Source organism: Nonomuraea sp. JJY05, from assembly GCF_043496855.1.
Taxonomy (GTDB): domain Bacteria; phylum Actinomycetota; class Actinomycetes; order Streptosporangiales; family Streptosporangiaceae; genus Nonomuraea.
Window position 1 is genome coordinate 23694 of record NZ_JBIEIS010000012.1, and the last position, 19710, is coordinate 43403.

Annotated in this window: 22 protein-coding genes; 12 read left to right on the top strand and 10 right to left on the bottom strand. The window is 69.4% G+C overall.

Features of this window, described 5'->3' with window-relative positions:
* Window positions 1-2: 2 nt before the first annotated feature.
* Window positions 3-1475: a glycerol kinase GlpK gene (glpK, locus tag ACFKCF_RS20185; RefSeq protein ID WP_394495625.1), complete on the bottom strand. Its 1473-nt coding sequence runs from the start codon at window positions 1473-1475 to the stop codon at window positions 3-5.
* Between the two features lie 56 nt (window positions 1476-1531).
* The gene (locus ACFKCF_RS20190; RefSeq protein ID WP_394495627.1) at window positions 1532-2284 is read right to left on the bottom strand and encodes an IclR family transcriptional regulator; all 753 of its coding nucleotides are present in this window, start codon (window positions 2282-2284) and stop codon (window positions 1532-1534) included.
* Window positions 2285-2443: 159 nt separating this feature from the next.
* On the opposite strand from ACFKCF_RS20190, the gene ACFKCF_RS20195 reads away from it, so the two are divergent.
* The gene (locus ACFKCF_RS20195) at window positions 2444-3064 is read left to right on the top strand and encodes a TetR/AcrR family transcriptional regulator (protein WP_394495628.1); all 621 of its coding nucleotides are present in this window, start codon (window positions 2444-2446) and stop codon (window positions 3062-3064) included.
* A 1-nt stretch (window position 3065) separates the two neighbouring features.
* Here ACFKCF_RS20195 and ACFKCF_RS20200 read toward each other — a convergent pair whose 3' ends face one another.
* Window positions 3066-3554, bottom strand: a complete 489-nt coding sequence (locus ACFKCF_RS20200; protein WP_394495630.1) for a hypothetical protein — start codon at window positions 3552-3554, stop codon at window positions 3066-3068.
* A 132-nt stretch (window positions 3555-3686) separates the two neighbouring features.
* Here ACFKCF_RS20200 and ACFKCF_RS20205 point away from each other — a divergent pair, with 132 nt between their 5' ends.
* Complete coding sequence (locus ACFKCF_RS20205) at window positions 3687-4265, top strand: YqgE/AlgH family protein (RefSeq protein WP_185071411.1); 579 nt, start codon at window positions 3687-3689, stop codon at window positions 4263-4265.
* Here the strand turns inward: ACFKCF_RS20205 and ACFKCF_RS20210 are convergent, their stop codons facing one another.
* Window positions 4266-4874: a TetR family transcriptional regulator gene (locus ACFKCF_RS20210; protein ID WP_394495632.1), complete on the bottom strand. Its 609-nt coding sequence runs from the start codon at window positions 4872-4874 to the stop codon at window positions 4266-4268. It lies immediately after the preceding gene.
* Between the two features lie 159 nt (window positions 4875-5033).
* Here ACFKCF_RS20210 and ACFKCF_RS20215 point away from each other — a divergent pair, with 159 nt between their 5' ends.
* The 6 genes from ACFKCF_RS20215 (at window position 5034) to ACFKCF_RS20240 (ending at window position 12313) form a co-directional block, all read left to right on the top strand.
* Window positions 5034-6629 (top strand): DHA2 family efflux MFS transporter permease subunit, encoded by a 1596-nt coding sequence (locus ACFKCF_RS20215; protein WP_394495634.1) that lies wholly within the window; start codon window positions 5034-5036, stop codon window positions 6627-6629.
* Between the two features lie 89 nt (window positions 6630-6718).
* A complete protein-coding gene (locus ACFKCF_RS20220; RefSeq protein ID WP_394495636.1) occupies window positions 6719-6982 on the top strand; it encodes a DUF3039 domain-containing protein in 264 nt (87 codons plus the stop codon).
* 81 nt (window positions 6983-7063) lie between these two features.
* A complete protein-coding gene (locus ACFKCF_RS20225; RefSeq protein ID WP_394495637.1) occupies window positions 7064-7945 on the top strand; it encodes a zinc metalloprotease in 882 nt (293 codons plus the stop codon).
* A gap of 25 nt (window positions 7946-7970) precedes the next feature.
* Entirely contained in the window at window positions 7971-9353 is a 1383-nt protein-coding gene (locus tag ACFKCF_RS20230; RefSeq protein ID WP_394495639.1) for an MFS transporter, read from the top strand.
* 82 nt (window positions 9354-9435) lie between these two features.
* Window positions 9436-10356, top strand: a complete 921-nt coding sequence (locus tag ACFKCF_RS20235) for a hypothetical protein (protein ID WP_394495640.1) — start codon at window positions 9436-9438, stop codon at window positions 10354-10356.
* Between the two features lie 205 nt (window positions 10357-10561).
* A complete protein-coding gene (locus ACFKCF_RS20240; protein WP_394495642.1) occupies window positions 10562-12313 on the top strand; it encodes a DEAD/DEAH box helicase in 1752 nt (583 codons plus the stop codon).
* An 11-nt stretch (window positions 12314-12324) separates the two neighbouring features.
* Here the strand turns inward: ACFKCF_RS20240 and ACFKCF_RS20245 are convergent, their stop codons facing one another.
* The 3 genes from ACFKCF_RS20245 to ACFKCF_RS20255 are packed head-to-tail and all read right to left on the bottom strand — an operon-like array spanning window position 12325 to window position 15084.
* Window positions 12325-12825, bottom strand: coding sequence for a GNAT family N-acetyltransferase (locus ACFKCF_RS20245; protein WP_394495644.1), 501 nt, complete (start codon window positions 12823-12825; stop codon window positions 12325-12327).
* A 26-nt stretch (window positions 12826-12851) separates the two neighbouring features.
* Window positions 12852-13997 (bottom strand): hypothetical protein, encoded by a 1146-nt coding sequence (locus ACFKCF_RS20250; protein WP_394495646.1) that lies wholly within the window; start codon window positions 13995-13997, stop codon window positions 12852-12854.
* A complete protein-coding gene (locus tag ACFKCF_RS20255) occupies window positions 13987-15084 on the bottom strand; it encodes a helix-turn-helix domain-containing protein (protein ID WP_394495647.1) in 1098 nt (365 codons plus the stop codon). Before ACFKCF_RS20255 ends, ACFKCF_RS20250 begins: the two co-directional genes overlap by 11 nt.
* A gap of 476 nt (window positions 15085-15560) precedes the next feature.
* On the opposite strand from ACFKCF_RS20255, the gene ACFKCF_RS20260 reads away from it, so the two are divergent.
* Both ACFKCF_RS20260 and ACFKCF_RS20265 read left to right on the top strand, forming a co-directional pair.
* Window positions 15561-15701 carry a hypothetical protein gene (locus ACFKCF_RS20260; protein WP_394495649.1) on the top strand — a complete coding sequence of 47 codons (141 nt, stop codon included), beginning with the start codon at window positions 15561-15563 and terminating at the stop codon, window positions 15699-15701.
* 174 nt (window positions 15702-15875) lie between these two features.
* Entirely contained in the window at window positions 15876-16253 is a 378-nt protein-coding gene (locus tag ACFKCF_RS20265; RefSeq protein ID WP_394495650.1) for an STAS domain-containing protein, read from the top strand.
* Here the strand turns inward: ACFKCF_RS20265 and ACFKCF_RS20270 are convergent, their stop codons facing one another.
* The 3 genes from ACFKCF_RS20270 to ACFKCF_RS20280 all read right to left on the bottom strand — a co-directional run bounded on the left by ACFKCF_RS20270 (window position 16254) and on the right by ACFKCF_RS20280 (window position 18813).
* Window positions 16254-16766: a hypothetical protein gene (locus tag ACFKCF_RS20270; RefSeq protein ID WP_394495652.1), complete on the bottom strand. Its 513-nt coding sequence runs from the start codon at window positions 16764-16766 to the stop codon at window positions 16254-16256. It lies immediately after the preceding gene.
* A gap of 132 nt (window positions 16767-16898) precedes the next feature.
* Window positions 16899-17468 carry a nicotinamidase gene (locus tag ACFKCF_RS20275; RefSeq protein WP_394495654.1) on the bottom strand — a complete coding sequence of 190 codons (570 nt, stop codon included), beginning with the start codon at window positions 17466-17468 and terminating at the stop codon, window positions 16899-16901.
* Window positions 17469-17529: 61 nt separating this feature from the next.
* The gene (locus tag ACFKCF_RS20280) at window positions 17530-18813 is read right to left on the bottom strand and encodes a nicotinate phosphoribosyltransferase (protein WP_394495656.1); all 1284 of its coding nucleotides are present in this window, start codon (window positions 18811-18813) and stop codon (window positions 17530-17532) included.
* Window positions 18814-18859: 46 nt separating this feature from the next.
* On the opposite strand from ACFKCF_RS20280, the gene clpS reads away from it, so the two are divergent.
* Window positions 18860-19153 (top strand): ATP-dependent Clp protease adapter ClpS, encoded by a 294-nt coding sequence (gene clpS, locus ACFKCF_RS20285; protein ID WP_394495657.1) that lies wholly within the window; start codon window positions 18860-18862, stop codon window positions 19151-19153.
* Between the two features lie 28 nt (window positions 19154-19181).
* The gene (locus ACFKCF_RS20290; RefSeq protein WP_185071428.1) at window positions 19182-19706 is read left to right on the top strand and encodes a DUF2017 domain-containing protein; all 525 of its coding nucleotides are present in this window, start codon (window positions 19182-19184) and stop codon (window positions 19704-19706) included.
* Window positions 19707-19710: the final 4 nt, after the last annotated feature.

Consider the following 19710-nt stretch of genomic DNA (forward strand, 5'->3'; position numbering starts at 1 on the left):
GGTTACTGCTCGATCCAGTCGAGGGTCCGGGCCACGGCCCTCTTCCAGTTGCGGTATTCGTGCTCGCGCGCGGCCTCGTCGATGGCCGGGCGCCACTCGGCGGCCTTGTGCCAGTTGAGGCGCAGGCTGTCGACGTCGGGCCAGTAGCCCGTCGCCAGCCCGGCGGCGTAGGCGGCGCCCAGAGCGGTCGTCTCGGCCACCATGGGCCGGATCACCGGCACCGCGAGCACGTCGGCGAGGGTCTGCATGAGCAGGTTGTTCGCGGTCATGCCGCCGTCGGCGCGCAGCGTGGTGAGGTCGAGCCCCGAGTCGGCGTTCATCGCGTCGACCACCTCGCGGGTCTGCCACGCCGTGGCCTCCAGCACGGCCCGCGCGATGTGCCCCTTGGTGACGAACCCGGTCAGCCCCGCGATCACGCCGCGCGCGTCCGAGCGCCAGTGCGGCGCGAACAGCCCCGAGAAGGCCGGTACGAAGTAGCAGCCGCCGTTGTCGTCGACCGTCCTGGCCAGCGTCTCGATCTCGGCCGCGCTGGAGATCAGGCCCAGGTTGTCACGCAGCCACTGCACCAGCGACCCGGTGACCGCGATCGCGCCCTCCAGCGCGTAGGTGGCCGGGCCGTCGCCGATCTGGTAGCCGACCGTGGTCAGCAGGCCGTGCTTGGAGACGACGGGCTCGTGGCCGGTGTTCATCAGCAGGAAGCTGCCGGAGCCGTAGGTGCTCTTGGTCTCGCCGGGCGCGAAGCACGTCTGGCCGAACAGCGCCGCCTGCTGGTCGCCGAGCGCCGAGGCGACGGGGAGGCCCGCCGTGGTGCGGCCGTAGACCTCGGCGGACGGGCGGATCTCCGGCAGCATCGCGCGGGGCACGCCCAGCGCGTCGAGCAGCTCGTCGTCCCAGGCCAGCGTGTGGATGTTCATCAGCATCGTACGGCTCGCGTTGGTCACGTCGGTGACGTGGCGGCCGGTGAGGTTCCACAGCAGCCAGCTGTCCATCGTCCCGAACAGCACCTCGCCGCGCTCGGCCCGCTCCCGCAGCCCGTAGGCTTCCAGCAGCCAGCGGATCTTCGGCCCGGAGAAGTACGTCGTCAGCGGCAGCCCCGCCTTCTCCTTGAACAGCCCCTCCTGCTCGGCCAGCGCCCGGGTCAGCTGGTCGGTGCGGGTGTCCTGCCAGACGATCGCGGGGCACACGGGCCGGCCGGTCGCCCGCTCCCACAGCACGGTGGTCTCGCGCTGGTTGGTGATGCCCAGCGCGGCGATCTGGCCGTCCTCGATGCCGGCGCCGCCGACCGCCTCGGCCAGCACGCCCTGCACGGCCTGCCAGATCTCGGCCGCGTCGTGCTCGACCCAGCCGGGCTTGGGGAAGATCTGGCGGTGCTCGCGCTGGGCGACGGAGATGATGTTGCCGGCCTGGTCGAAGACGATGCAGCGGCTGGAAGTGGTGCCCTGGTCGATGGCTGCGACGTATTGAGGTCGAGGCACGGGGTTCCTCGCTTGGTTCTGGTTCGGCAATGCCGAACGAATGCTATTTCGTGGCCTTAGGGATGTTCAAGTGAGCGGGTGATCGCGCGGGCGGCGTCCCGTACGTACGAGACGAACTCCATGTGCAGGGTGCCGTCGGAGGCCAGCCGCTCGACGGCGCCGCGGATGCCGATGGCGCCCACTACCAGGCCGCGCGGGTCCTTGATGGGCGCGGCGATGGCCACCTCGCCCTCGGTGAGCTCCTCCGTCTCGGCGGCCCAGCCGCGCGTCCTGACCAGGCCGAGCTCCTTGTCCAGCGCCGTGGGGTCGACGATCGTGTTCTTCGTGTACGGCTGCAGCGGCGGCGCGGGCGGCTCGCCGTACGGGTCGTGGGCGAGCAGGACCTTGCCGAGCGCGCTGGCATGGGTCGGCAGGTAGGTGCCCACCTGGAGGGTCTGCATGCTGTCGTCGGGCCGGAACACGTGGTGGATCACCAGCACGTGGCCCTCGTGGAGGGTGCCGATCCAGGCGCTCTCCCTGCTGCGCCCCGCGAGGGCGTCGGCCCAGTTGATGGCGCGGGTGCGCAGCTCGTTGACGTCGAGGTAGCTGCTGCCGAGATGGAGCAGCGTGGCGCCGAGCCGGTATTTCCCGCTCGCCGGGTCCTGCTCGACGAACCCGACGTGGACCAGCGTGCGCAGGATGCCGTGCAGCGTGCCCTTGGGCAGGCCCAGCGCCCTGGCCAGCTCGGCCACCCCGAGCTGGCGCGGCCCCGAGGCGAGCAGCCTCAGGATCGCGGCCGCCCGCTCGACCGACTGAATCGTCTCTCCCACAGCTCGCACACTAGCGCAGCTTCGTTCGGTATTGCCGAACGGCCTCCGGAATGGAACCGATCTTCGCATGGCAGCGTCCAGGAGGTGGGGGAAATGCGCCGTCAATCCTTAATGGGATGACAGTTCCGTTAAAGTGGAACGTTGCGACAAGGAGACTAGATGGACCAACCTTCCCGTTCGGCGGGAACCGTGCGGCCCGGGGGCCGTACGGCGCGGGTGCGCGCGGCCGTCATGGAGGCCACGCAGGACGAGCTGGTCGAGCACGGTTTCCATGGCCTGACCATGGACCAGGTGGCGGCCAGGGCGGGCGTCGGCAAGACCACGGTCTACCGGCGCTGGGGGAGCAGGGCGGGTCTGGTCACCGATCTCATGACCGAGCTGGCCAACCAGTCCACGCCCCATGCCGACACGGGTGGCGTCGAGGCCGACCTGCGGGCCAACGCGCTGTCCGTCCTGGGGGCGATCAACGACGGGCGGCTCGGCGCCACGTTCCAGGCGGTGATCGCCGCCGCCACGAGCGACGAGCAGGCCGCCGGCGCGCTGCGCGCCTTCTACCTGCGCAGGATCGCGGAGTGGGCCAACGTCGTGGACCTGGCCGTCAAGCGGGGCGAGCTGCCCGCGGGCACCGACGGCGCGGAAGTGATCCGCGCGATCTCCGCCCCGCTCTACTACCGGCTGGTGGTCACCAGGGAGCCGGTGACCGAGAAGGACGCCGAGCGGTCCGTGGCGCGCACGCTGGCCGCCGCCAGGGCCGGCGCGTTCGTCGTGACAGAGCCCTAGCTCACGGGGTCGAACGCGGCCAGATGGAGCCGTACCACCACAGGATGCCGCCCACCACGATCAGGCCGCCCGCCGTCGCCAGCTTGCCCATGAGGTCGGCGGGCGGGCCGGTGAAGGGCAGGTTGTTCAGGTGGTGGCCCCACGGGCAGTCGTTCTTGACGCGGGTGGAGTCGACGAGCGTGTTGCGCTGCGGGTCGCCCAGCGAGTACGCCTCGACATCCGCGGTGCTGCCCTTGGCCACCGGCACCTGCCTGACGATCGTCTTGTGCGCCGGGATGGCCCCGTTCGCCACGCTGACCCCGTCGGCCTGGACGTCGAAGCGTGCGGGCTGCTCGGTCAGGTTGTGCAGGGAGACGTGCGCGCGCCCCGAACGGCAGTGCACGTCGTCCACCGTCATCGTGAACGGGTCGCCGTGGTCCTCATGCCAGGGCCACGCCTGCGCGCTCTCGGGGAGGAGCAGGACCGCGCACACCGGGAGTGCGGCCAGCAAGAGACGTGTCCTGATATGCATGAGCTCCCCCCAACGAGTGATCTTTGCTACAGAAGGTGCCCAAGTGTGCACGAAAAGTAACATCGGCACACTGGGGGAGCGCGAGCCTCGCGAACCCTTCATGATGGAGGTATGGCGGAAGCGATCTACGTCGGCGGTTTGTTGGTGGCGACGCCGCTTCTCGACGACCCCAACTTCCGGCGTAGCGTCGTGCTGATTCTCGAACACGACCACGACGGCGGCACCCTGGGTGTGGTGCTCAACAGACCGAGCGACATCTCGGTGACTCAGGTGCTGCCCGTGTGGGATCCGCTGGTGACCGGGCCCTCCGTGCTCTTCGAGGGCGGCCCCGTGCAGACGGACAGCGCGCTCGCGCTGGCGGCGGTCCCCAGCGGTGAGGAGCCGCTCGGCTGGCGCAGGCTGCACGCGGGCACCCCGGCCGTCTCGAGACTCGGGACGGTGGATCTGGACGCGCCGCCCGAGATCCTGCAGGGGGAGATCGCGCAGATGCGCATCTTCGCGGGGTACGCGGGCTGGTCGTCGGGCCAGCTGGAGAGTGAGATCGCCGAAGGCGCCTGGTATGTGGTCGACTCCGAGGCCGGCGACACCTTCCACGCCGATCCCCGAGCGCTCTGGCGGCACGTGCTGCGGCGGCAGCCCGGCGAGCTGGCCTTCGTGGCGACCTGCCCGGACGACCCGACGATGAACTAGCTAGCGGTCCCAGCCGGGTCGCAGCGAGCGCTCGGCCAGCTCGATGGTCTCCGCCATCCGCTGCGTGATCTCCGGCAGGCCGCTGTCGCGCCGCGGGCACTCGAAGCCGACGCGCAGGGTGCAGGCGGCGAACGCCACGATCAGGGGCGTGAGCTTGTCCTCGTCGGGGTCCACGCCCCGGCGGGCGGCGATCACCTCGATGAGGCGGCGCTCGGTCGCCGCGCCCCTGGCCACCGACATGCCCACCAGTCTCGGATGGTCCTCCATGAGCCGCCGCAGCTTCAGGAACCTCGCCCGGTCCTCGGGCGTTGACCCCTCCAGGTCGCCCACGACCGCGCGCATGGCGTGCATGAGCGCGGTGAAGGGCGACTCATCCTCCGGGCGGGACGCCAGCGTCTCGAGCATGATCTCCTCCCCGTGGTCGTGGTGCCACAGGACCAGGTGATCCTTGCTGGTGAAGTAGCGGAAGAACGTGCGCGGTGAGATCTCGACCGCCCCCGCGATCTGCTCGACCGTGGTCGACTCGTATCCTTGTTCGAGGAACAGGTCGAGCGCGGCGTCGAGGATCGCCAGGCGCGTCTTCTCCTTCTTGCGTTCCCGTAGACCCACAGCGGTCACTCCCTCGAAACCTTTCTGTCACAGTGTGCCATAAGTCATATGACGACGAATAAAACTGGTTTGTCATTAGTCAGTGGCTGCCATAGATTACCTGAGGCTTACGAGATCTATGCCCCGGTGTGGGGCTGTTCGTGTACTTAGGGGGACCTCATGGCTCAGGCGAAGGCGGTGGATGCGCCGTCGTCGCACGGCGCGGTGAAATCGGGGGCCGGCGGCAATCCCTGGCTCGTGCTGCTGGCGGTCAGCTTGGGCGTCATCATGGTCATGCTCGACGGCACCGTGGTGGGCATCGCCAACCCGTCCATCCAGGCCGACCTGAAGGCTTCGCTGTCGGACCTGCAGTGGGTGACCAGCGGTTACCTGCTGGCGCTGGCGGTGTTCCTGATCACCGCCGGCAAGCTCGGCGACCTGTTCGGGCACAAGCGCGTCTTCCTGATCGGCGTGGCGGGGTTCGCCATCTCCTCGGTGGGCATCGGGCTCAGCGCCGAGCTGGCCGACATCATTCCCGGCCTCTCCCCGGTGGGCGCGCTGATCGCCCTGCGGGTGCTGCAGGGCCTATTCGGCGCGCTGCTCCAGCCGGCCGCCCTGGCGCTGCTGCGTGGAGCGTTCCCGGGTGAGAAGCTCAACCAGGCCATGGGCGCCTGGGGTGCGATCATCGGCCTGTCCAGCGCCGCCGGCCCGATCGTGGGCGGCCTGCTGGTCGAGAACGCGAGCTGGGAGACGGTCTTCTTCATCAACGCCCCCGTCGGCCTCGCCGCCCTCGTCCTCGGGACCATCCTGATCAAGGACAGCCGCGCGCAGACGCTGGCGCGGATCGACTGGCTCGGCGTGCTGCTGCTGTCCGGCGCGATGTTCTCGCTCGTCTGGACGATCATCAAGGCTCCCGAGTGGGGTTGGGGCGACAGCACGACGCTGACCTTCGCGGCCCTGTTCGCGGTGCTGATCGGCGCGTTCGTCTTCTGGCAGAGCAGGGCCAGGCAGCCGCTGGTGCCGCTGTCGCTGTTCAAGAACGCCTCGATCTCCATCGGCACCGTGCTGATGATGATGGTCGCGTTCGCCATGTTCGGCGCGATGTTCTTCCTCGGCTTCTTCTTCCAGGGCGTGCACGGCCTGTCCCCGCTGGAGGCCGGTCTGCGCATGCTGCCGATGAGCGCCGGCATGATCGTCGCCTCGCCGCTGGCGGGCATGGCGATCGGCAGGCTGGGGCCGAAGATCACGATGGCGGCGGGCCTGCTGATCACGGCCTTCTCGATGTTCCTCATGTCCCAGCTCAGCATCGACGCGTCGTTCATCGAGAGCGGCATCCCGTTCCTGCTGCTGGCCTTCGGCATGTCGCCGGTGTTCGTGGGCGCCACGGAGATCATCGTGGGCAACGCCCCGGTCAATCTGACCGGCGTCGCGGGTGGCGTGCAGCAGTCGGCCATGCAGGTCGGCGGCGCGCTCGGCACCGCGATCCTGGGCGCCGTGATGGCCGGTGAGATCTCCGACAAGCTGCCCGGCTACCTCGGCCCGGCGGCCCAGGCCATCCCGCCCGCCCAGATGACGGGGCTGGAGAAGGCCGCCGCGTTCGGCGCCGTCCCGCCCGGCGTGCCGCAGCAGATCGGCGACGCCGTGCACAACGCCTTCATGGACGGCATGCACGTGGCCTTCCTGGTCAGCACCGGCATCGCGGTGCTGACCGCCGTACTGACGCTGTTCGTCAAGGCCGGCAGGAAGACCGAGGGCGCGCCCGTCCACATGGGCTGAGCCTGATTCCACGTACGGTCCCCGCCACGCGGCGGGGGCCGTATCGCTATATGGGGGACCTGGTCGCGCCCGGGCATAAACTCTGTGGGGTGAGCACCACGAAGATCCTCCCAGAGCAGGAGGCCACGCCCCGGACGTCGCACGGCGACGGCGATCACGAGCGGTTCGCCCACTACGCGGACAAGCACAAGATCACCGAGAGCATGGTCACGGGCACGCCCATCCGGGCCCTGTGCGGCAAGGTCTGGGTGCCCAGCCGCGACCCGAAGAAATATCCGGTCTGCCCGGAGTGCAAGGAAATTTACGACGGCCTGCCCCCGGGTGGCGGCGACGGCGGCGACAACAAGCAGTGAGTGTTGCTGACCGGTAATCTCCCCAGGTCAAGCTACGGTCGGTAGCCATAGAGGCTCTGATCGTAGTGGTGGGGGATTTGCATGGTCCGGCGCGCGACCGCCGTCTCGTTGGCATGTCTGCTCGCGGTCGGGTTCACGCCCCCGCTGCGTACCGAGGCGGCGCAGGCGTCGCGCTGCGCGGGCCAGGTGCCCCGCAGGACGGGGCCGCGCTCGCCCAAGCCGGAAGACGTGGCCAAGGTCCTGGTCGAGCTGGGCAAGCGGCTCGCCGGCACCACGACGCCCAGCCAGGTCACCGTGCCCACGCGGGTGCACGTCATCACGCGTGGTGAACGCAAGGTCACCGACCAGGACGTCAAGGCCCAGATCGACGTGCTCAACGCCGCGTACGGCGGCACCTACGGCGGCGTCGACACCGGCGTGCGCTTCCGCCTCGACGGCATCTCGGTCACTGACAACGCCTTGTGGTTCAACGACCCCGTCGGCAACGAGCGGCTGATGAAGGTGGCGCTGCACCAGGGCGGTGCCGACACGCTCAACCTCTACATCGCCCAGCTCAGCGAGCAGATGCTGGGATTCGCCAGCTACCCGTACTGGCATCACGAGGCGCCCAGGCTGGACGGCGTCGTGATCGACTGGCGCAGCCTGCCCGGCGGCGCGATGAGCAACTACAACCGCGGCTTCACCGGAGTGCACGAGATCGGGCACTGGCTCGGCCTCTTCCACACATTCGAGAACGGCTGCGAGCTGCCCGGCGACGGCATCGCCGACACCCCGATGGAGGCCCGGCCGACCGAGGCCTGCCCGGCGGACAAGGACAGCTGCGCGCAGCATCCCGGCATCGACCCGGCGCACAACTTCATGGACTACGCGCACGACAAGTGCATGTCGGAGTTCACCCCCGGTCAGGCGGAGCGCATGCACCAGATGTGGGCGGTGTACCGGAACACCACCCCATCAGCCTAGATTTCCGGCAAATTACGATGTGTGGGTGACAGGTCCAAAGGCGCTCGACACTCCCTACGAATCCACCCGCATCCTCAGCCCCGAATACCGCATCGCGACGGTCGGCATCGTGCTGACGATCACCTTGGTCGCCTTCGAGGGCATGTCGGTCGGGGTGGTCATGCCGGCGGTGGCCCACGAGCTGAACGCCCTCGACCTGTACGGGATCAGCTTCTCGGCCTTCCTCATCGCCAGCCTCTTCGCGAACGTGGTGGCGGGCCTCTGGTCGGACCGCCGCGGCTACCAGCTGCCGTTCCTGTCGGGGGTGGTGCTGTTCGTGGCGGGGATGGCGCTGGCCGGGGCGGCGCACTCGGCGGGGCTGTTCCTCGTGGCGCGGGCCGTGCAGGGGCTGGGCGCGGGCGCCTCGATCGTGGCGCTGCTCGTGATGATCGCGCGCGTCTATCCGGAGGCCCTGCGGCCCAAGGTCTTCGCGGCCGTCTCCGCGGCCTGGGTGGTGCCCGCCATGGTGGGGCCGGCCGTGGCCGGGTTCGTGGCCGTGCAGTGGGGCTGGCGGTACGTCTTCTACGGGATCATCCCGCTGGTCGTGCCCGCTCTGGTGATGCTCGTGCCCGCGCTGCGCAGGCCGTCCTCGTCCCATGAGCCGTCGACCGGTCCGCGCTCCAGGCCGGTCGCGATGACGCTGGCCGCCACCGCCACGGCGGGCGGGGCCGGGGCGCTGCTGCAGGGCGTGGACCTGCTGCACAGAAGCCCCGTGACCGGGGTCCTGGAGGCGGTCGCGGGCCTGGCGTTCCTGATCTACGGGCTGTACCGGCTGCTGCCTCCCAGGGCGCTGCGGTTCGCGCGCGGGCTGCCCACGACCGTGCTGATGCGGGGCTTCTTCTCGGCCGCCTTCTTCGGGGTGAACTCCTTCATCCCGCTGGCGCTGCAGGAGGTGAAGCACTTCGACCTCAAGCTCGCGGGGATCGCGCTGACGACGGGGGCGCTGGGGTGGTCCGCGGGGTCGTTCCTGCAGAGCAGGCGGGAGGGGGAGGCGTACAAGCGGATCCGGCTGGGAGCGGGCTGCGTCACCGTCTCCATCCTGATCTGCACGCTCTGCGTCGTTCCCGGGGTGACCGGGTGGATCGCGGTGCCCGCGTGGATCGTGGCCGGGTTCGGGATGGGCTTCGGCATGACCACGGTCAGCGTCACCGCGTTGCGGCAGTCCCCGGTGAACGAGCAGGGGGCGAACTCCGCCGCCCTGTCGGTCACGGACATGCTCGGCTCCGCCCTGGCGATCGGGGTCGCGGGCGCGCTGGTCAACCTGATCGGGCACGCCCCGGACGAGATCGCCACCGGGTTCGTCGTGATCTCGTTCCTCATGGCCGCCATCGCCCTCAGCGCGACCCTGCTCGCCGGACGCACCCGCTGAATTCCGCCCCTCCTGTCACACCGATCACGGTTCTCCTGACCCTCGTCGCGCGGAGTGATAGGACAGCGGTCAGGGAGGTGCCATGGAGGATGACGCCGATAGTGACCGCCGGGTCTGGCCGCCTCAGCCCGCTCCCAGGCATCGCCGTACTCCTCCGCGGTACGCGTGGGGCGCGCCCCACGAGGAGGAGCCGCGGCGGGGGCGCGCGGGCCCACTGGAGGCCGTGCCGGACCCCGACCCGGAGCCGGTACGGCGGCATGCCCGCTCCAGCGGCCCGGAGCCGGTCCGCGGCGAGCCCGACCCCCTGGCCTTCGAGCCCGAGGAGCCGTGGAACCCGCAGATCCGCAGAACCGCCGCCTACGGCCTGGACCGCGAGTTCGAGCCCTGGGACACCCTTCCCCCGTCCGCGCGCCTCTACGGCTCTCCGGTGGACCCCGGGCGGCGCACAGGCGTGCCCGGGAGGGCGCTGCGGCGGTGGGCGGCCGGGTCGGTGGCCCTGCTGGCGGGCGTCGGCCTGGTGGCGGGGGCGACCGTCGTGGTGCTGCGGATCACGGCGCCCGCGGCGGAGACCGGGCGGCTGAGCGACTCCCTGGCCAAGGTGTCGGTGACGCTGCCGCAGGGGTGGAGCCAGGAGGCGGTGCCGCCCGTGACGGGCTTCACCTCCGTGGTCAGGGACGGCGGCGGCGGGCTCGTCATGGCCAGACCGGTCTCCGGGGCCGTGGCGGACGCCAGGAAGGCCACGGCCGAGGCGGCGGAGCTCTACTCCAGGCTGCTGCTCAAAGGAGACCGGGTGACCGTCGTCGAGGACAAGGAGTTCCCCGGCGGCCACACCCGGGCGCTGCGGGCGGAATATCAGGATGTGGCCAACCGGCCGGCGTTCCTGAGAGTGACGCTTCTCACTCGCGCGGGCTCCGCCGTCATGCTCCTGGGGTTGCTCCAACCCGAGGAAACCGCACGCAGACAGGCCCTCGACACGGTCATGACGAAGATCAAGTACGGATGAGAAACCTGCTAAATGGACTGCCGCTACGGCCTTACCCGGCATCTCGGAGCGGCGGTCTGATGAGCAGGTTTCTTGTCCGCCAGGCCCTATCACGTGAGGAAGAGCTTGGCCAGAATCCTCGGCTCACGGCACGTCTTGTCGGTCGGCCCGATTACTATCGGGTCACTGTGAGAGAGCGAAGCACACGAACCCCAGAGGTGATGCGGTGAGCACCTTCGCCGCGTCCCACCTTTCGCCTTCCTATCCCGACCGGGCCGCATGGGGCACCGCCCCCAAGCTCCGTGCGTGGCAGCAGGAGGCGTTCGACCTCTACTTCAGGCGCGAGCCGCGTGACTTCCTCACCGTGGCGACCCCGGGCGCGGGCAAGACGACCTACGCCCTGCGCATCGCCAGCGAACTGATCGCCAACGGCGTGATCAGGTCGATCACGATCGTCACGCCCACCGAGCACCTCAAGCGGCAGTGGGCCGACGCCGCCGGGCGGGTCGGCATCGGCATCGACCCCGAGTTCAAGAACAGCCAGGGCACGACGTCGCGCGACTACACCGGGGTGGCGGTGACGTACGCGCAGGTCGCCATGCACCCCGCGCTGCACCGGGCACGCACGGAGGCGCGCAAGACGCTGGTGATCTTCGACGAGATCCACCACGCGGGCGACGCCAAGTCGTGGGGCGACGGCGTGCGCGAGGCGTTCGAGCCCGCCACGCGCCGCCTCCAGCTCACCGGCACGCCGTTCAGGTCCGACGACAACCCCATCCCGTTCGTCGCCTACGAGGAGGACGGCGAGGGCCTCAAGCGCAGCGTCGCCGACTACTCCTACGGCTACGGCCCCGCGCTCGACGACGGCGTCGTGCGCCCGGTCATCTTCCTGGCCTACTCCGGCGAGATGAAGTGGCGCACGCGCGCCGGCGACGAGATCGCCGCGACGCTCGGCACGCCGCTCACCAAGGACCAGCTCTCGCAGGCGTGGCGGGCCGCGCTCGACCCGAAGGGCGACTGGATCCGCCAGGTCATGCAGGCCGCCGACCGGCGCCTCACCGAGGTGCGCAGGGGCGTGCCGGACGCGGGCGGCCTGGTCATCGCCACCGACCACGAGACGGCCCGGGCCTACGCCCGCCACCTGCGCAACATCACCGGCGAGGGCGCCACCGTGGTCCTCTCCGACGACCCCGGCGCGTCGAAGAAGATCAAGCAGTTCGCGGCCTCGCCGGACCGCTGGCTGGTGGCCGTGCGCATGGTGTCGGAGGGCGTCGACATCCCCCGCCTGTGCGTGGGCGTCTACGCCACCTCCACCTCGACCCCGCTCTTCTTCGCCCAGGCCGTGGGCCGCTTCGTGCGTGCCCGCAAGCGCGGCGAGATGGCCTCGGTCTTCCTCCCCTCGGTGCCCACGCTCATGGGGCTGGCCAACGAGATGGAGGTCGAGCGCGACCACGTGCTCAACAAGCGGCCTCCCGAGGACGGGCTCGACGACAGCCTCCTCGAGCAGGCCAACCGCCAGAAGGACAATCCCGACGTCCTGGGCGACGAGCTCCCGTTCGAGACGATGGAGACGTCGGCCACATTCGACCGGGTGCTGTTCGACGGCGGCGAGTTCGGCACGGGCGCGGCGGTCGGCTCGGCGGAGGAGGAGGACTTCCTCGGCCTTCCGGGGCTGCTGGAGCCCGACCAGGTGGCGACACTGCTGCGCAAGCGGCAGTCCGACCAGCAGGCGGCCAGGCGCAAGCAGGCGGAGGAGCAGCCGCGCGAGACGCTGGCGCCGCACGAGCAGATCGCGGAGCTGCGGCGCGAGCTCAACGGCCTGGTGGGCGCGTGGAACCACCGCACGGGCCAGCCGCACGGGGTCATCCACTCGGAGCTGCGCCGCTCGTGCGGCGGGCCGCCGATCGCGCAGGCGACGGCGGAGCAGATCCAGGAGCGGATCGACACCATCCGCCGCTGGGCCACCCAGCGCCGCTAGCCGGCTCGCGCTCAACCGAGCTTTCTGACGAGGATGCGGCACAGCTCGGGCCGGAGCTCGAGCCCGCCGTTCGGGTGGTAGACGACGTCGGTGGTGGCCACCTCGCCGTGCGGCCATTCGGCGTAGCCGCGGCGCTGGTACAACCTCAGGGCGTCGGGGTTGTCCAGGCCCACGCCGAGGGCGACCTGGTCGTGGCCGTCGGCCAGGAGCCGCTCCTCGGCGGCCCAGAGCAGCGCCGTGCCGATGCCCCGGTTGCGCATCCAGGGCACGACCTCCAGGTGCGTGAGCAGCGCCACGCCCGGTAAGTGAGTACGCAGCTCCGGCTCCTCCGCGGGTCCCAGCCACACGTAGACGTCGCCGACCGCCACCTCGCCCTTCCAGGCGACGAGCAGGACCCCGTGACCGGAGTCCTGCCTGGCGAGCCGGTCGGTGAAGTAGGCCTCCTGCCCGAGCGAGTCGACCATGGCAGGGAGGTCCGTATGGACGGCCTGGCGGATGTCACGTGGCCCCACGGACGACAGATTCCCGGTTCGCCCTGTTATGAATCAAATGAGGTCCACTGGCGCAATTGTGGTGCACCAGGTTTGACCAGCCATTTCATGGCATCGGCCACGCTCGGCCCGAGTTGCGGGATCTTGGCGAAGTGGGCGGCCCACTCGTCGCGGTCGGCCGCCCACGCCTCCAGGTACTTGACGCAGAACTGCGGCGTGATGCGGTTGAGCCGGCCCAGCGCGGCCAGCAGCGACTCCTCCATGGCCCGGCGGCTCGTCGTCGCGCCCGGCGGGAGCTCTCTGACGCGGCGCAGCACGTCCTTGACGAAGTCACCGCGCCTGGCGAGGGCGCCGACCCAGTACGCCGGGTCGGCGGCGGCCTGCCAGCCCGTGCCCTCGTCGCCGTCGAGCAGCCAGTAGACGCCCTCGGCCAGCACGTCGCCGAGCTCCTGGTCCCGCGCGCGGATGGGGCGGTCGAAAGGGTCGTACGGGCGCTGCTTGACCATCCCCGTGACCGCGAGCGGGCGCACCGACTTCTCGCCCAGCAGGTAGAACCAGTCCTCGTTGTAGATGTTGGGGAAGAACGAGGGGCTGCGGGTCGTCTCGACGGCCAGGGCGCCACCGCCCACGAACGACTCCTGATGCCCGCCGGTCAGCCGGTGGGCGTGGCACACCACCGAGTTGTCCGGATAGCCGCCGATGTGCATGCCCACGGCGTCGTACGAGTCGAGCAGGGCAGCCGCGTGCGCGACCTCCTCGTGCCCGCCGACCTCGATGTCGTCGTCCAGGAAGACGATGCGCCGCCAGCCCATCAGGCGGGCCAGGAGCAGGCCCGTGTTGCGCTTGGCGCTGAGGTCGGTCGCGCGGGCGAACGGCGTGCCCTTCAGCAGGGCCGTCGTCGCGAAGTCGGGCAGGTTGAGCCGGGCCGGGTTGTCGATGTCGACGGAGATGAACCGCAGGCCGGCCGGCATCAGGAGGTTGGCCAGGCCCGGCCTGCTCCACTTGCTGTGTAGGGTCACGAGGGGGCAGTCCAGCGCGATCGCCAGCCGGATCGCGTGGCTCAGCCAGCGCGGATGCCTGATGGTCGGCACGACGATGGCGTCCACGCGGCCGGACTTCGCGACTCGCGGGTGGATCTCGATCAGGGCCCGATGGGAGCCGTGGTGATGCTCCGATCCGACCTCAGTCACCATGAGAGGGCTCCGACCACTCATGCAGCCGGAACGTGTCCAGGGTCCAATCAGGTGTGACGACCACGCGGTCCCTGATCCTGACGCGCGTGAGAATGCTGTAGGCCGCGGCGGTGCCGAAACGGTCCCGCAGATAGACGGCGTTGCGGTCGCGGAATCGCTCGTCGGTCAGGGCCCGCACCGCACCGTAGACGCCTCTGCCGTACATCCCATTGCAAATGGTCAACGTGCGCTCGACATTGTCGGGATTGACGCCGCGGTAGAAGAACCCGACGTCCTCAAGGAGTTGCAGATTATCGCCGGATCCGGCGGTGACGGTGTAGTGCCTGCGCGTGTCGTCCCCCTCGATGACCTCGAAATACGGCCCCTTTTCCCCCTCCCAGTCGGGCACCTGCCGCACGGGGAGTTCGGCCTGCGCGAGCACCGCCCCGGTCACCGCGTTGTAGTCGACGCCGCCCAGCAGCACCACGTGCGTCGTCAGGTCGTCGGAACGCAGATCCTCCGTGGAGACCAGCTTCACCGGGCTGCGCGGATTCGCGGCCCGCAGGTGGCCCCACAATTCGAAGAGGGAGTCGAGGTCCGAATACTTGTACAGCTCGATGTAGTCGGGGCTCGACGGGTCCGCGTACGGGATCTTGGCCCGGTCCTCCTCCGGGACCTGCGAGCAGATGACCGTGATCGGCTCCCCGTCGCGGAAGTGCCAGGGGCCGGTCTGGAGCGCGTCCCGCGCCGTCGCCGGCTCGGCGCCGTCACCCGAGGCCTGGGCTTTCAGCGCGGCCTGGCGCAGCCGGTTCAGCTCGCCGAGCAAGTGACGGTGGTCCTCGAGCTCGCCCGGTGTCAGCTCGGACACCGGGAGCACGCGCGCGCTCCCGTTGGAGATCGATCGCTTGGTCGCGAAGAACGCGGCGTACTTCTCCAGCCGGTGTAAGGGCGGGATCTTGCTCGTATGAGTCGACTCCCATGACGAGATCAGCGCGACGCTGACCTGGAACGCGTCGCGCAGCTGTGCCTGGGTGACGCGCAGGTCAGGCCAGTGGCTCTCGCGCAGCTCGCGCAATCGGCGCGCCAGCGCGGAATTGACGCCGCTCATGCCAGCCCCATTGGTGTGAACTTCAGTAATCTCTAGTGAACATCAACCCGGCGGCGGAATCGATGAAGAATCCGCAGCTAAGGCCTAACAGAACAGCCAACGTGCACAAACGAGTGAGCACAAGAGCCATCAGTCTAACCATTCAGCTGTCACAGCCGTGTACGAATAGGGCGGTTCAGTCGGGGTAAACCTCTAATTAGAGAAGGTTCACTGAAGTTAGCTGAATATGGGTGGAGGTGGTTCGTGGCGAGGGTCCGATGAGCCACACCCGGTACGAGCGGCATCCCACGCAGAAAGACAGCGGACACCCCCGCGACGAGCCCAATCATCGGCGGAGGTGCCCGCGAGCGAGGTTTCTGTCAGAGCGCGTATCCGCACCAGGGAAAACCTTCATGACCACACTAGCCCTCCACCTCTCGGTGGCAATACCAACATCAACCGATACCAGAGCCTTGACCCTCCTCCTCCTGACGACCTTGATCACACTGGCAGCGGCGGCCATCCGCTGGATGGTGAAGCGGGCCAACGTCGTCATGGTGATCAGCGGCACGGGCGTCCTGCTGATCGTCCTGTCCGTGCTGCTCGCCGCCTATGTGATCACCTTCGGGACAGTCTGAGGGAGCCGTCGCGCGCGGCGCTCCGCCCCCCGGCGCTGCGCGCGTGCCGGTCGCCTGTGACGGTGGGTGACTCTGTGCGTTTGGCCACAGAGCGCTGCCCATCTGTTAGAAACTCGACGGAAGAGGCAACAACCACTCTTGGCTTGTCTCGGGATACGCAGAAGGACTTTGCCCATGTCGTCTGAGGTCACCAGAAAGCCGACGCTGACCGTGACTTCCGGCCTCTCGCGAAACGCCGTCATCCTCAAGCTCGAGGGCGAACTCGACGTCAACGCCCTGCGGGTGCTGCGCGAGCACCTCGAGCCCGTCTGGGCGCTTCCCCCCAAGCCCTTCCTGATCCTGGACCTGGGCGAGCTCTCGTTCTGCGACTCCATGGGGATGAACGAGCTCGTCGGCGTCATGCAGCGGTGCGAGTCGAGAGGGACCCGGCTGCTGCTCGGAGGAGTTCAGGGGGTCATGGCCAGAGTGCTGTCGATCACCGGACTGCGGCACGCGTTCGAGGTCTTCGCCCGGCTCGACGACGCGCTGCGGCTCGCGGTGGCCGTGCCCTGATTACGTCTGGGGGATGCGTCGCCCGGTGCGGCCATCGGTCAGGACGTAATCCGGCTTGTCCCGCATGGGCAGCCTCAGCGCGGCCCTGCCGCTCTCGACGTGCACGGGCAGCGTGAACACGCGCTGGTGGCGCGCGGTGAGCGCGGCCAGGCGGCTGCCGACGTTGGGGCCCTCGTACAGCCACAGGCGCAGCTTGCGCCCCTCGGCCCGGACCACGACCTCGGCCGCCCCGCACTCCTGCGGCGCCGCCGCCCAGGTCAGCACGATCTCGTGGGCCACCTTCGCCGACCGGGGGACCGGGACGCGCTCCTGGCAGGAGGGCATGACGTTCGCCACGATCGCCTGACGGGCGGGCGGCGGTCGTTCCTCGGCGCCCATCGCGATCGTCCCGCCTTCCAGCAGCGCCAGCGTCACGATCGCGGCCAGCCGCTCGCCGGTGCTGCCCCGGACCAGCAGCCACAGGCAGAGAGGGCCGAGGACGAGCCAGGCCACACCCAGGGAGATGGCCAGCATGTATCTACCTCCCGCGAAAAGGAGTTTGTGACTCTCCGTATTACTACGGCTCCGGAGGGGGTTCGTCCTCTTGAATATCACATGAACGCAGCGTTGCCTATCGCATACGCTTCGCGATCAAGGATGACGCTGTCAGCCCAGGAAGGGCGCTCCCCGGAGAGTGGCGCCCGCGTCCTTGAGCTCCGCCAGTGCCACCTCCGTGGTCGTCGGGGCCACGCCGGCCGTCAGGTCCAGCAGCACCCGCACCGCCAGCCCGTGCTTGAGCGCGTCGAGCGCCGTCGCGCGCACGCAGTGGTCCGTGGCGATCCCGACCACGTCCACCTCGTGCACCCCGCGCTCCCCGAGCCACTCGGCCAGCGGGACCCCGTCGCTCGAAAGGCCCTCGAAACCGCTGTACGCGGCGGCGTAGGCGCCCTTGCTGAACACCTCCTCGACCTCCGACACGTCGAACGACGGGTGGAAGTCGGCTCCCGGGGTCCCGGCCACGCAGTGCGCCGGCCACGTGGAGACGTAATCGGGCGATTCGGCGAAGTGGTCGCCGGGCGAGATGTGGTAGTCGCGGGTCGCCACCACGTGGTCATAGCCGTGTTCGGTCACGTGGCGAGTGATCGCCGCCGCCACCTCCGAGCCGCCGGCCACGGGCAGGCTGCCGCCCTCGCAGAAGTCGTTCTGCACATCGACGATGATCAATGCGGTCCCCATATTCAGCACTCTAATAACAGGGCCCGCCCTTCACCCCGCCACCCCACCGCCGCGGGGAGCCTCAGGCGAACTCCGTGGGGATGGCCGCGTACCCCCTGCCGAGGTGCAGGGCCTCCTGGGGGAGGCTGGCGACGGCGGTGGCGTGGCGCTCGCGGGCGGCGGACAGGGGCTCCCTGCCCACGACCTGCCCGTCGCGCACCAGCTCGTGCAGCAAGGGGATGCCCCCTTCGGGGGCCAGGCCGCCGGTGGTGATCAACTCCGTCTCCACGTTGCCCGCGTCGTCCAGGAGCCGGTACGCCTGCTTGCGGCCCCCGCGCGACGGTTTGCCCACCGAGCGCTTGGCCACGGCCTCCAGCTTGCCCGAGACCGTCTCCCTCGCCACCAGCTTGTACACCAGGGCGGCCGTGGGCACGCCGGAGCCGGTCACCAGGGACGTGCCGACGCCGTAACCGTCGACGGGGGCGGCGGCGAGCGCGGCGATGGCGTATTCGTCCAGGTCGGAGGTGACCAGGATGCGGGTGTCGAAGGCCCCGAGCGCGTCGAGCTGCTCGCGCACCTCCTGCGCGGCGGCGGCCAGGTCGCCGGAGTCGATGCGGACCGCGCCCAGCTCCGGCCCGGCCAGCTCCACGGCCGTGCGCACCGCCTCGGTCACGTCGTACGTGTCCACCAGCAGCGTCGTCTTGCGACCGAGCGAGGCGATCTGGGCCTCGAACGCGTCCTTCTCGGAGTCGTGCAGCAGCGTGAACGCGTGCGCCGCCGTGCCGGCCGTGGGCACACCGTAGGCGTACCCGGCCATGAGGTTGGAGGTGGAGGCGAACCCGGCGATGTACGCGGCCCGCGCGGCGGCGACGGCGGCGCCCTCGTGGGTGCGGCGCGAGCCCATCTCGATGAGCGGCCGCTTGCCGGCGGCGTTGGTCATGCGGGAGGCTGCTGAGGCGATGGCACAGTCATGGTTCAGGATCGACAGCGTGAGGGTCTCCAGCAGCACGGCCTCCGCGAAGGTGCCCTCCACGATCATGATCGGGGAAGCGGGGAAGTAGAGGTCGCCCTCGCGGTAGCCGTAGATGCTCCCGGAAAACCGGTAATCGGCGAGAAACGCCAGAGTGTCGGCGTCGACGACGTGCCGCTCTCGCAAATAGGTGAGTTCTTCCTCACTAAAACGGAAGCGTTCTAGCTCGTCCAGGACACGTCCCGTACCGGCGACAACCCCGTAGCGCCTGCCACCCGGTAGATGTCTGGCGAACACCTCGAAAACGGCGCGCCTGTGCGCCGCCCCGCTCCGGAGTGCCGCCTGCAGCATCGTCAGCTCATAGTGATCTGTGAGCAACGCAGTGCTCATGGTCATTGTCACGACTCGAAGACTACGGCCCAGATAGGGCAGACTCGGGGATGTGGGTAGCACCGCTCCAATCGCCGTTGAGCGTCCGTCATCGGACGTCCGACCCGATCTGCCATGGGTGACCATCGTCTGGAACGACCCGGTCAACCTCATGTCCTACGTGACCTATGTCTTCCAATCGGTCTTCGGCTACACGAGGGAGAAGGCCGAAAAACTCATGCTGGACGTACACCAGAAGGGCAAGGCCGTCGTGTCCAGTGGCACGCGGGAAGAGATGGAACGCGATGTGCAGATTCTCCACTCCTACGGCCTGTGGGCGACGGTCCAGCCGGACTCGGTCAAGTGAGGCACATGAGGTCAGTGAGGCGGCGCGGGTGACATCGGGGTTCTCGTCGGGCAAGGGCGGCGTCGTCGTCGCGGAGTTCGAGGCCGCGGAGGTCTCGCTCCTGCGCTCGCTCGTGTCGATGATGCTGGGCATCGTGGAGCCGGGGCGCACCAGCGACGACCCGCTGGAGCGGGCGCTGGGCATCGGCGGGGGAGAGGCGCCGACCGACCCGGTGCTGGCCAGGCTGTTCCCGTCGGCGTACGAGGACGAGAAGGACTCGGCGGAGTTCCGCCGCTACACCGAGGCCACCTTGCGCGACGGCAAGCGGGCCGACGCGCAGACCGTCTTCGACACCGCCAGGTCCGGCCGCGCGGAGCTCACGCCCGAGCAGGCCCAGGCCTGGCTGCGCTCGCTCAACGACGTGCGCCTGACGCTCGGCACCAAGCTCGACGTGACCGAGGAGGTCCACGACGAGATCGCCGTGATGTCCGAGGACGACCCTCGCTACCCGGCCTACCTCACCTACGACTGGCTGACCTACCTCCAGGACAGCCTGGTCCGGGCGCTCTGGTAATTTC

Coding starts and splice junctions, on each gene's coding strand:
- ACFKCF_RS20195 (WP_394495628.1), top strand. CDS start 2,444: ATGGACCAACCTTCCCGTTCGGCGGGAACCGTGCGGCCCGGGGGCCGT.
- ACFKCF_RS20205 (WP_185071411.1), top strand. CDS start 3,687: ATGGCGGAAGCGATCTACGTCGGCGGTTTGTTGGTGGCGACGCCGCTT.
- ACFKCF_RS20215 (WP_394495634.1), top strand. CDS start 5,034: ATGGCTCAGGCGAAGGCGGTGGATGCGCCGTCGTCGCACGGCGCGGTG.
- ACFKCF_RS20225 (WP_394495637.1), top strand. CDS start 7,064: ATGGTCCGGCGCGCGACCGCCGTCTCGTTGGCATGTCTGCTCGCGGTC.
- ACFKCF_RS20235 (WP_394495640.1), top strand. CDS start 9,436: ATGGAGGATGACGCCGATAGTGACCGCCGGGTCTGGCCGCCTCAGCCC.
- ACFKCF_RS20250 (WP_394495646.1), bottom strand. CDS start 13,997: ATGGTGACTGAGGTCGGATCGGAGCATCACCACGGCTCCCATCGGGCC.
- ACFKCF_RS20255 (WP_394495647.1), bottom strand. CDS start 15,084: ATGAGCGGCGTCAATTCCGCGCTGGCGCGCCGATTGCGCGAGCTGCGC.
- ACFKCF_RS20265 (WP_394495650.1), top strand. CDS start 15,876: ATGTCGTCTGAGGTCACCAGAAAGCCGACGCTGACCGTGACTTCCGGC.
- ACFKCF_RS20270 (WP_394495652.1), bottom strand. CDS start 16,766: ATGCTGGCCATCTCCCTGGGTGTGGCCTGGCTCGTCCTCGGCCCTCTC.
- ACFKCF_RS20275 (WP_394495654.1), bottom strand. CDS start 17,468: ATGGGGACCGCATTGATCATCGTCGATGTGCAGAACGACTTCTGCGAG.
- ACFKCF_RS20280 (WP_394495656.1), bottom strand. CDS start 18,813: ATGACCATGAGCACTGCGTTGCTCACAGATCACTATGAGCTGACGATG.